Source organism: Escherichia sp. WS33, assembly GCF_046486385.1.
In the GTDB taxonomy this organism is placed as follows: Bacteria; Pseudomonadota; Gammaproteobacteria; order Enterobacterales; family Enterobacteriaceae; genus ECMA0423.
This window is the reverse complement of record NZ_JBJQLJ010000017.1, coordinates 101,228-112,513: the sequence shown is the minus strand read 5'-3', so window position 1 is coordinate 112,513 and position 11,286 is coordinate 101,228. Positions and strand designations below refer to the sequence as shown.

The window sequence follows — 11,286 nt, the reverse complement described above, 5'->3', positions numbered from 1 at the left end:
AGCATTATAACGAATGGCATCCGCATAGTGCACTGGGTTATCGCTCGCCACGGGAATATCTGCGGCAGCAGGCCAGTAATGGGTTAAGTGATAACAGGTGTCTGGAAATATAGGGGCAAATCCAGAAATATATCGACAGTACAAATCTATTTAACTGAACAACGCAGTGGGATGCGTTGGCCGGTAAAACTCAAAGGATTTAAAACAGCCATTGTAAGTAGCGATGAAGCGCCGCCAGGATGCAAGGGGGGCAAAGGGCTTCAGACGAATCTTAAGGATTCTAATAGATCTTCATGTACAGAAGATGGTCAACATTATTATATATACGATACAAAGTTTCTTACGCTCTACCTTGAGCAGACAGAGATGAAGAATTTGCCGATTGGTGGCGTCTGGAAGGGGAAAGTTAAATTACATTCGAACAGCCCGGCCCAGGACTATTTCGCAAATATTACCCTGAATACGCTCGACCCCAACCATATTGACGTGTTCTTCCCGGAGTTCGCCCACGCCACGCCAAGGGTGCAGTTAGACTTGCATCCAACAGGAAGCGTTAACGGCAGCAACTACGCGCAAGATCTGACCATGTTGGACATGTGCCTGTACGATGGTTTTAACGGTAATGCCATCAGTTATGAAATCATGCTCAAAGATGAAGGGCGACCAGCTGCAGGGCGCAGAGACGGTTACTTCTCTATCTATCGTCAGGGAGGGACCACCACCGACGAGGGAGAACGCATTGATTACCGGGTCAAAATGTACAACCCGGAAACCGGTGGGCAAATTGATGTGCGCAATAATGAAAATATGGTCTGGAACAGCATTAACCTGAAACGTGTGCGTCCGGTGGTACTGCCCGGTATTCGCTATGCCGTGATGTGTGTGCCGACACCCTTGACTCTGGCAGTCGATAAATTCAGCGTGATGGATAAACAGGCCGGGTACTACATGGGCAAATTGTCAGTAATCTTTACGCCTTCCTTGCCAACCATCAATTAACCCTGCAAACCGGACAAACGCTTTTTTCTATATAAACGACGAAGCCGTCTGATAAGGCGGCTTCGTCATTACAACTTAAGTTAAACGTTAATGTTGCGGTGCGGGATCGTTATGTGTTTCCTGCGCCACCTCAATCGCCGGTTTGTTCTGCAACACGGTCCAGATAACCAGCGCACCCAGCAGGTCAAATACTGCCAGAACTGCGAACAGCGGGCTGAAGCCGATGGTGTCAGCCAGTGCACCGACAACCAGCGCAAACAGCGTACTTGCCAGCCATGCGGACATCCCGGTTAAACCGTTCGCCGTCGCCACTTCGTTACGACCGAACACGTCAGAAGAGAGCGTAATCAGCGCGCCAGACAGTGCCTGGTGGGCAAAACCACCGATACACAGCAGCATAATTGCGACATACGGGTTGGTGAACAGACCGATCATACCCGGGCCAATCATCAGCACAGCACCCAGCGTTACGACCATCTTACGGGAAACGATCAGGTTCACACCAAACCAACGCTGGAACAGCGGCGGCAGGTAACCACCGAGGATACAACCGAGGTCAGCAAACAGCATCGGCATCCAGGCGAACATCGCGATCTCTTTCAGGTTAAAGCCGTAAACTTTAAACATGAACAGCGGGATCCACGCGTTAAAAGTACCCCAGGCCGGTTCTGCCAGGAAACGCGGCAGCGCGATACCCCAGAACTGACGGTTACGCAGGATCTGACCAACGGACATTTTCTTCGCCGTGCTCACCTGGTGCTGGGCTTCCTGACCATTAATAATATAGTCGCGTTCTTCATCGGTCAGATGCTTCTGGTCGCGTGGATGTTTATAGAAAATCAGCCATGCCATCGCCCAGATAAAGCTCAATGCACCGGAGATGATAAATGCCATCTGCCAGCTGTGCATTACGATTGCCCATACCACCAGCGGCGGCGCAATCATCGCACCAATCGAAGAACCTACGTTAAAGTAACCTACCGCGATGGAACGCTCTTTCGCCGGAAACCATTCGGAGCTGGCTTTCAGACCCGCCGGGATCATCGCTGCTTCCGCGGCACCGACTGCACCACGAGCAATCGCCAGGCCACCCCAGCTACCAGCCAGCGCGGTTGCACCACAGAACACGGCCCACAGCACAGCAAACATTGCATAACCGATTTTCGTACCCAGCACATCCAGTACATAACCTGCTACCGGTTGCATGACCGTATAAGCAGCAGAATAGGCTGCGATGATATAGGAATACTGTTGGGTGGAGATGTTTAACTCTTCCATCAGAGTTGGCGCAGCTGCCGCCACAGTGTTACGCGTCAGGTAACCAAGCACGGTGCCGAGCGTCACCAGTGCGATCATATACCAACGTAACCCTTTAATTTTACGCATGTAAAACCTCATCGTTTTGTTATATCCGCAGGAAGCGCGGCCATCATCCCGCCAGAGGCTGAAGATGTTAGTTACGACCGGGTAACCGAAAAAAAACCGGCACGCCCCGAACGTTGCCATGAAAGTTTCGTGCTAATTCGGCTTCCGTACCGGTTAACCCGATTCATCTAACAAATGAATGAATCGGCAATTTGCATTCCGTCGACTTATGATTTGCGACGGCAGAAAGATAACTTGTCATACAACTTTAAAAGGTGAGAGCCATCACAAATGTGCGAATATTTGTAGGGACATTACCTGACGACAGCGAGGCCAGTACTGGCGCGGCCTGCAGAGAGATTTACCACTTTGAGAGTAATTTTTTTAACTACGTTTATTGATCTAACTCACGAAAATATCTTCGGACTCTGGAAATTGGTGTGATAACTTTGTCAGCATCGCACCATAAGCAAGCTAGCTCACTCGTTGAGAGGAAGACGAAAATGACTCCGTTTATGACTGAAGATTTCCTGTTAGATACCGAATTTGCCCGCCGTCTGTATCACGACTACGCAAAAGACCAGCCGATTTTCGATTACCATTGCCATTTGCCGCCGCAGCAGATTGCGGAAGACTATCGTTTTAAAAACCTGTATGACATCTGGCTGAAAGGCGATCACTACAAATGGCGCGCTATGCGTACCAACGGTGTGGCCGAGCGTCTGTGTACCGGTGATGCGTCTGACCGTGAAAAATTTGACGCCTGGGCGGCGACTGTTCCGCACACTATCGGCAACCCGTTATACCACTGGACGCACCTCGAACTGCGTCGTCCGTTTGGTATCACTGGCAAATTGCTTTCTCCGTCAACTGCCGATGAAATCTGGAACGAATGTAACGAACTGCTGGCGCAGGATAACTTCTCCGCGCGCGGCATCATGCAGCAGATGAACGTGAAAATGGTCGGCACCACCGATGACCCGATCGATTCTCTGGAGCATCACGCAGAGATCGCCAAAGACGGCTCTTTCACCATCAAAGTGCTGCCGAGCTGGCGTCCGGACAAAGCCTTCAACATCGAACAGGCGACCTTTAACGACTACATGGCGAAGCTGGGCGAAGTTTCCGATACCGACATTCGCCGCTTTGCTGACCTGCAAACTGCCTTGACCAAACGTCTGGATCACTTCGCCGCTCACGGCTGTAAAGTGTCTGACCATGCGCTGGACGTGGTGATGTTTGCTGAAGCGAACGAAGCGGAACTGGACAGCATTCTGGCGCGCCGTCTGGCTGGCGAACCCCTGAGCGAGCACGAAGTGGCACAGTTCAAAACTGCGGTACTGGTGTTCCTTGGTGCCGAATATGCACGTCGCGGCTGGGTACAGCAGTACCACATTGGCGCGCTGCGTAATAACAACCTGCGTCAGTTCAAACTGCTGGGGCCGGATGTAGGCTTTGACTCCATCAACGACCGTCCGATGGCGGAAGAGTTGTCTAAGCTGCTGAGCAAGCAGAACGAAGAAAACCTGCTGCCGAAAACCATTCTCTACTGCCTGAACCCGCGCGATAACGAAGTGCTGGGCACCATGATCGGTAACTTCCAGGGCGAAGGTATGCCGGGCAAAATGCAGTTCGGTTCCGGCTGGTGGTTTAACGATCAGAAAGACGGTATGGAACGTCAGATGACCCAACTGGCGCAGCTCGGTCTGCTGAGCCGCTTTGTCGGTATGCTGACTGACAGCCGTAGCTTCCTGTCATACACCCGTCACGAATACTTCCGCCGCATTCTGTGCCAGATGATCGGTCGCTGGGTGGAAGCGGGCGAAGCACCGGCGGACATCAACCTGCTGGGCGAGATGGTGAAAAATATTTGCTTTAACAATGCGCGTGACTACTTCGCCATTGAACTGAACTAAGGTCTGGGGTTGATATGCAATACATCAAGATCCATGCGCTGGATAACGTCGCGGTCGCTTTAGCAGATTTGGCTGAAGGCACAGAAGTCAGTGTCGATAACCAGACTGTTACGCTGCGCCAGGATGTTGCTCGTGGACATAAATTTGCGTTAACGGATATCGCAAAAGGGGCCAACGTCATCAAATATGGCCTGCCGATTGGTTATGCATTGGCGGATATTGCGGCGGGGGAACACGTCCACGCCCACAATACGCGCACGAATCTGAGCGATCTGGATCAGTATCGCTATCAACCTGATTTTCAGGATCTGCCTGCGCAAGCGGCAGATCGTGAAGTGCAGATCTATCGTCGCGCTAACGGCGATGTCGGGGTGCGTAATGAGCTGTGGATCCTGCCAACCGTGGGCTGTGTCAACGGCATCGCGCGGCAAATCCAGAACCGTTTCCTGAAAGAGACCAACAACGCCGAAGGTACCGACGGCGTGTTCCTCTTCAGCCACACCTACGGCTGCTCACAACTGGGCGACGATCACATCAACACCCGCACCATGCTGCAAAACATGGTGCGCCACCCGAACGCGGGCGCAGTGCTGGTGATTGGTCTGGGCTGTGAAAACAACCAGGTTGCCGCATTCCGTGAAACGTTGGGCGATATCGATCCTGAACGCGTTCATTTCATGATCTGCCAACAGCAGGATGATGAGATCGAAGCCGGGATCGAGCATTTGCATCAGCTGTATAACGTGATGCGCAACGATAAACGCGAGCCAGGCAAACTCAGCGAACTGAAGTTTGGTCTGGAGTGCGGTGGTTCTGACGGTCTTTCTGGTATTACTGCTAACCCGATGCTGGGGCGTTTCTCTGACTACGTGATTGCTAACGGCGGTACTACCGTACTGACCGAAGTGCCGGAGATGTTTGGCGCAGAGCAGTTGCTGATGGACCATTGCCGCGACGAAGCAACGTTTGAAAAACTGGTCACCATGGTCAACGACTTCAAACAGTACTTTATTGCCCATGACCAGCCGATCTATGAAAACCCATCGCCGGGGAACAAAGCGGGCGGTATCACCACGCTGGAAGATAAATCCCTTGGCTGTACCCAGAAAGCGGGTTCCAGCGTCGTGGTTGACGTGCTGCGTTACGGCGAGCGTCTGAAAACGCCGGGGCTGAACTTGTTAAGTGCGCCGGGTAACGATGCCGTAGCGACCAGCGCCCTGGCGGGTGCGGGCTGCCATATGGTGCTGTTCAGTACTGGTCGTGGCACGCCATACGGCGGCTTTGTACCGACGGTGAAAATCGCTACCAACAGTGAACTGGCGGCGAAGAAAAAACACTGGATCGACTTTGACGCGGGTCAGCTGATCCACGGTAAAGCGATGCCGCAGTTGCTGGAAGAATTTATCGACACCATCGTTGAGTTTGCCAACGGTAAACAAACCTGCAACGAGCGTAACGACTTCCGCGAACTGGCGATCTTCAAAAGCGGCGTAACGCTATAAAGTCGAAATGAGTTGTTAATAAAAAACGGCGTTTCATAATGTGAAGCGCCGTTTGCTTTTCCATACCTGATAAGGATTTATCATGACCGCGTATTGGCTGGCCCAGGGCGTGGGTGTCATCGCCTTTCTGATTGGTATCACAACATTTTTCAATCGTGACGAACGTCGCTTCAAAAAGCAGCTTTCGGTCTATAGCGCCGTTATTGGCGTACATTTTTTTCTTCTGGGCACCTATCCCGCTGGTGCCAGTGCCATCCTTAATGCCATTCGTACATTGATTACCTTACGCACGCGCAGCTTATGGGTAATGGCGATTTTTATTGTGCTGACTGGCGGAATTGGCCTCGCGAAGTTCCATCATCCTGTCGAACTATTGCCGGTTATCGGTACGATTGTCAGTACCTGGGCGCTGTTCCGCTGTAAAGGGCTCACCATGCGCTGCGTGATGTGGTTTTCAACGTGTTGCTGGGTGATTCACAACTTCTGGGCGGGGTCGATAGGCGGCACAATGATTGAGGGTAGTTTTCTGCTTATGAATGGCTTGAATATCATTCGTTTCTGGCGGATGCAGAAAAGGGGAATTGATCCGTTTAAAGTAGAGAAAACCCCTCCCGCCGTAGACGAAAGGGGTTAAACAATTAATTACGCAGGGCGCTATTTGCCAGACGATCGTCTTCCGCCTGGCAAGCTGCCGCAGTGAACAGCACGTCAGTTGAAGAGTTCAGCGCGGTTTCGCAAGAGTCCTGCAATACGCCGATGATAAAGCCGACGGCAACCACCTGCATGGCGATATCGTTCGAAATACCGAACATATTACAGGCCAGCGGGATCAGCAGCAGAGAACCCCCCGCCACGCCGGATGCGCCACAGGCACACAGAGAAGCCACCACGCTCAACAGCAGCGCCGTGGGCAGATCGACCGGGATACCCAGCGTATTAACCGCAGCCAGCGTCAACACGGTAATGGTGATTGCTGCGCCCGCCATATTGATGGTGGCACCCAGCGGAATAGAAACGGAATAGGTATCGCGATCCAGATTCAGCTTTTCACACAGTGCCATATTCACCGGAATGTTCGCCGCAGAGCTGCGGGTGAAGAAGGCATACACGCCGCTTTCGCGCAGGCACAGCAGCACCAGCGGGAACGGGTTACGACGAATTTTCCACCACACCAGCAATGGGTTAACCACCAGCGCCACCAGTAACATACAGCCAACCAGCACGACCAGCAGTTGCGCGTAGCCCCACAGTGTGGAGAAACCGGTGGTTGCCAGGGTAGAAGAAACCAGACCAAAAATACCAATCGGTGCGAAGCGAATGACCAGTTTCACCATAAAGGTGACGGCATTCGACATATCGTTGACCAGGTTTTTGGTGGTCTCGTTACCGTGACGCAGTGCGAAACCGAGGCCAATTGCCCACACCAGGATCCCGATGTAGTTACCTTTCAGCAGCGCGTCGATGGGGTTGGAAACCATGCTCATTACCAGCCCGCGCATCACTTCGACAATGCCTGACGGCGGCGAAATATCACCCGCGCTACTGGATAAATGCAGGGTAGAAGGGAAGGCAAAGCTGAAGACTACTGCGGCCAGAGCAGCAGAGAAGGTACCCAGCAGATAGAGGAACAAAATAGGGCGGATATTGGTTTTCTGCCCGTGCTGGTGGTTAGCAATAGATGCCATCACCAGCATCAACACCAGGATGGGGGCAACGGCTTTCAGTGCGCCGACGAACAAAGTACCTAACAGACCAACAGCTTCCGCCGCGGGTTTTGAGATCCATGCCAGAAGAATCCCCAGAACAAGGCCGACCAGGATTTGTTTTACCAGGCTGCCATGAGCCAGACGCCGGAATAGCCCCGGTGAACGTTGCGTAGTCATTTTTCGATCCTTTCATTGTGTTGTCGCACATCCCTGGTGCGTTCTGTCGACGCATCTTTCAGGATGTAACAAAGTGTTTGCAAGGTCGAGTATAAGGAAAGTTACAGCTTCGGGAAGCGAAAAATGCTGGATTTTAAAGAGAGGTCATATTTTGCAACTTAATTGTTACATTTGTTTGACATAAACAGAGGGAAGGACTGGCTACTAAGGCTGATTAGATAACATATGGGCAAAACTATTTGGAATATGAGAACGGTTGCGCTCCTTTAATGTGTTATGCCATATAAAGTCACTGGCGCAGGGAGCGCGCAGGGGGCGGCCAATCGCCGCCGCCCCCTGCACCCCCAGGCTCTGGCGAACAAAATCGCCGCTGCGCGGTTCCCTCAGCTTATCCCTTGCGGCTACCGGGTCGGGCGCAAGGTAACGTCCCTGTAAGATGCGCCCTCGCCGCGCATCCATGCGCGTCGCCCCGGCCTCCAGGGAACGCTTCGGCGATTTTGACGCCACCAACACCCGTGCGGTCTTTTTGTAAAGAGCTATAAGCCGATTACATAATTAATAGCTCACCTTTGTCTGGAATGAGTTATCTCTAGTAATGGCTTAATATACAGCGGATCATTCTCCCCGCTGCTTATCATGCCGATAATTCACCCAGGCGTTGATAATAAACGTCATCACCAGAATGCCAAACACCACGCCCAGCGAGACGGCGATTGGAATATGGTAGAAGTCGACAATCAGCATCTTGATACCGATAAACACCAGAATCACCGCCAGGCCATATTTGAGCATCGAGAAACGCTCTGCTACGCCCGCCAGCAGGAAATACATCGCACGCAGGCCGAGGATTGCAAACAGGTTTGAGGTCAGCACAATAAACGGATCAGTGGTCACGGCGAAGATAGCCGGAATGCTATCCACGGCAAAAATCACGTCGCTCAATTCCACCAGAATCAGTACCAGCATCAGCGGTGTGGCGTACAGCAATCCATTCTTACGCACAAAGAAATGCTCGTTGTCGATGGTGTCGGTCATGCGCAAATGACCGCGTAGCCAGCGCACCAGCGGCTTGTCGCCAATGCCTGATTCATCTTCATGGGCGAGCGCCATCTTCACGCCGGTAAACAGCAGGAAGGCACCGAAGATATACAGGATCCAGTCGAACTGTGAAATCAGCCAGCTGCCTGTGAAGATCATGATGGTACGCAGAACAATCGCCCCGAGCACGCCATACACCAGCACGCGGCGTTGTAATGCCGCCGGAACAGAGAAATAGCTGAACAACATCAGCCAGACAAAGACGTTATCGACCGCCAGCGATTTCTCAATCAGATAGCCCGTGAGAAAGGCCAGTGCCTGTGGATCGGCAACGGCGCGACCTTCAGTTTGCACCAGATACCACCAGAAAGCGGCGTTAAACAGTAACGACAGCGTCACCCAGACCAGCGACCAGGCCGCAGCCTGTTTCATGGTCATGGCATGTGCCCCACGACGCCCCTGCAACAACAGGTCGATAGCCAGCATAATGGCGACAACAACAGCGAATCCGCCCCATAGCAACGGCGTGCCGACAGTATTCATAGAAGTTCCTTACACATAAAAAAACGGCCAACGTCGGAAGACGTCAGCCGCTGCTTTTTATGCATAGACCTCGCCTTCCGGCAAGGTCTCACTTACAACAAAAAAGGAATACGTCTGCGTATTCCTTTCGGGTTGCCCGGTGACCGGATGTGGTTTTTCACACATCGTAATGACGATCGACCGGCAATGAAGTTACTCCCCTTTGCAGGTAACAAAGTATGACAGACCATTCAGCCAGTCAATGGTCTGTTACATACCTTTTACACTGTTTTACTTTGGCAATTATAGTTTTACGCTATCTGCCGGAAAAATCACCCCAGTCTGGCGGCGGATCTCGGTCAGCAGTTTGGCGGTGATGCGACTGACCGCCAGCCCCGGATGATCCACCAGATGCTCATCCACCAGGGTAGCGAACAGCTCTGCTTCGTAGAGCATGGTATTAATATGCTGCGGCTGGGTGAGATCCTGCATTTGGCTGCCACGCGGCACGAAGCACACTTTCTGGCATTCAGACAGTTTTTCAATCACCAGCGATCCTGCTTCGCCCTGAATCTCGCTCGCCAGGACAGAATCACTGACTTTTGAGTGCTGCAAGGTGACGCTGAAATCACCGTAATCCATCACCACCACGCCGTGGGCATCTACACCGCTTGCCAGCAAACTGGCGGTTGCCTGCACGCTTTTCGGCTCACCAAATAACGCCACCGCCGACGCCAGGCAGTAAAAGCCGATATCCATAATTGAACCGTTAGAGAATGACGGATTAAAGGTGTTGGGATTTTCACCGTCCAGGTAACGTTGATAGCGCGAGGAATACTGGCAATAGTTGAAAAAGACTTTACGCAATTTGCCGACTTTCGGCAGCGCCTGGCGCAGCAAATGAAAGTTCGGCAGGCAGGCGGTTTTAAATGCCTCAAACAGCACCACCTGATTTTCCCGCGCACAGGCAATGGCGGCATCCACTTCCGCCAGATTCGACGCCAGTGGTTTCTCGCAAATCACATGAATTTTATGGCTAAGGAAAAGTTGTGTCTGGGAAAAGTGCAGGGCATTCGGGCTGGCAATATACACCGCGTCAATGGCATCGCTTTCCGCCATCGCTTCCAGCGAGGTAAACAGATGCTCGACAGAAAAATCATTGGCGAAGTGCTGAGCCTGCTCAAGGCTGCGGGAATATACGGCGGTTAACTTGTATTTACCGCTCTCATGGGCGGCCTCGACGAACTGGCGAGTGATCCAGTTCGTACCAATCACAGCGAAACGTATCATAACGCGTGGATACTCCATAAAGGGATTCTGTCGTCAATGTAGCACGCCTTTTTCATCTTCGACGTGCGCAGATACGCATTATTCTTTTGCCGGACAGCCATGCTCACTAAACGGCCCAATCATGACCGATGGCCCGAGATATTTCGGCTGGCGATGGAGGATTTTGGCGTCAATCACGGCGCTGACACGAGCGAGTTTCTCCCGCAGTTGAGTATAAAAACCGTGCTTCATATTGAGGTCAGGCGCGTTAAAACCGATAGCGTCGATGCCGTACTGTTTTGCCAGCCAGATGGCGCGTTGATTATGAAATTCTTGCGAGATAATGGTGATATGGTTTTCACCAAAAACCTTTTTGGCACGCACTACCGAATCCAGCGTTGAGAATCCGGCATAGTCGCAGAAGATCACTTTCGCCGGTACGCCTTTAGCGATCAAAGCCTGCTGCATACCTGAGGCTTCATCGTAATTTTTACGTCCGTTATCGCCACTTACCAGTAGCCATTTCACTTTTCCGGCGTGGTACAACGCTGCTGCGGTATCAATACGTCGGGTAAAGTAGCGATTACCCGGCCTGGCCCCCAGCAATAAGCCCACGTTACGCGCCGGAACTGCGTTGACATCGCTCCAGGTCAGCTGCTTGCTGGCGTTGACCATAACGCGATCGGCAATAAAAATGGTCGCTCCTGCTATAAGCAACAACAAACAGCCAATCTTAAGAGTCCGGCGAGAAAAACAAATACGGAGAAGAAGACGGGGCTGCATGGTCGTTAT

8 protein-coding genes and 1 pseudogene are annotated in these 11,286 nt (G+C 52.1%); 4 read left to right on the top strand and 5 right to left on the bottom strand.

Annotation, left to right across the window (positions count from 1 at the left end; all coding sequences use genetic code 11):
- Positions 1-126: 126 nt before the first annotated feature.
- Positions 127-999: pseudogene (locus ACJHXA_RS15200) on the top strand (CfaE/CblD family pilus tip adhesin); the annotation flags it as partial.
- A gap of 87 nt (positions 1,000-1,086) precedes the next feature.
- Here ACJHXA_RS15200 and exuT read toward each other — a convergent pair.
- Positions 1,087-2,385 (bottom strand): hexuronate transporter ExuT, encoded by a 1,299-nt coding sequence (gene exuT / locus ACJHXA_RS15195; protein ID WP_001226463.1) that lies wholly within the window; start codon positions 2,383-2,385, stop codon positions 1,087-1,089.
- A 482-nt stretch (positions 2,386-2,867) separates the two neighbouring features.
- Here exuT and uxaC point away from each other — a divergent pair, with 482 nt between their 5' ends.
- The 3 genes from uxaC (at position 2,868) to ACJHXA_RS15180 (ending at position 6,416) form a co-directional block, all read left to right on the top strand.
- Positions 2,868-4,280 (top strand): glucuronate isomerase, encoded by a 1,413-nt coding sequence (gene uxaC / locus ACJHXA_RS15190; RefSeq protein WP_000187441.1) that lies wholly within the window; start codon positions 2,868-2,870, stop codon positions 4,278-4,280.
- Positions 4,281-4,294: 14 nt separating this feature from the next.
- A complete protein-coding gene (uxaA, locus tag ACJHXA_RS15185) occupies positions 4,295-5,782 on the top strand; it encodes an altronate dehydratase (RefSeq protein WP_001199376.1) in 1,488 nt (495 codons plus the stop codon).
- Between the two features lie 82 nt (positions 5,783-5,864).
- Complete coding sequence (locus ACJHXA_RS15180; protein ID WP_000128137.1) at positions 5,865-6,416, top strand: YgjV family protein; 552 nt, start codon at positions 5,865-5,867, stop codon at positions 6,414-6,416.
- 4 nt (positions 6,417-6,420) lie between these two features.
- On the opposite strand, the gene sstT is transcribed toward ACJHXA_RS15180, so the two are convergent.
- From sstT to ACJHXA_RS15160, 4 genes are all read right to left on the bottom strand, one after another.
- Entirely contained in the window at positions 6,421-7,665 is a 1,245-nt protein-coding gene (gene sstT, locus ACJHXA_RS15175; RefSeq protein WP_000211655.1) for a serine/threonine transporter SstT, read from the bottom strand.
- A gap of 615 nt (positions 7,666-8,280) precedes the next feature.
- A complete protein-coding gene (alx, locus tag ACJHXA_RS15170) occupies positions 8,281-9,246 on the bottom strand; it encodes a TerC family membrane protein Alx (RefSeq protein WP_001098805.1) in 966 nt (321 codons plus the stop codon).
- 282 nt (positions 9,247-9,528) lie between these two features.
- Positions 9,529-10,515, bottom strand: coding sequence for a Gfo/Idh/MocA family protein (locus tag ACJHXA_RS15165; RefSeq protein ID WP_001297165.1), 987 nt, complete (start codon positions 10,513-10,515; stop codon positions 9,529-9,531).
- Between the two features lie 78 nt (positions 10,516-10,593).
- Complete coding sequence (locus ACJHXA_RS15160) at positions 10,594-11,277, bottom strand: vancomycin high temperature exclusion protein (RefSeq protein ID WP_001183042.1); 684 nt, start codon at positions 11,275-11,277, stop codon at positions 10,594-10,596.
- Positions 11,278-11,286: the final 9 nt, after the last annotated feature.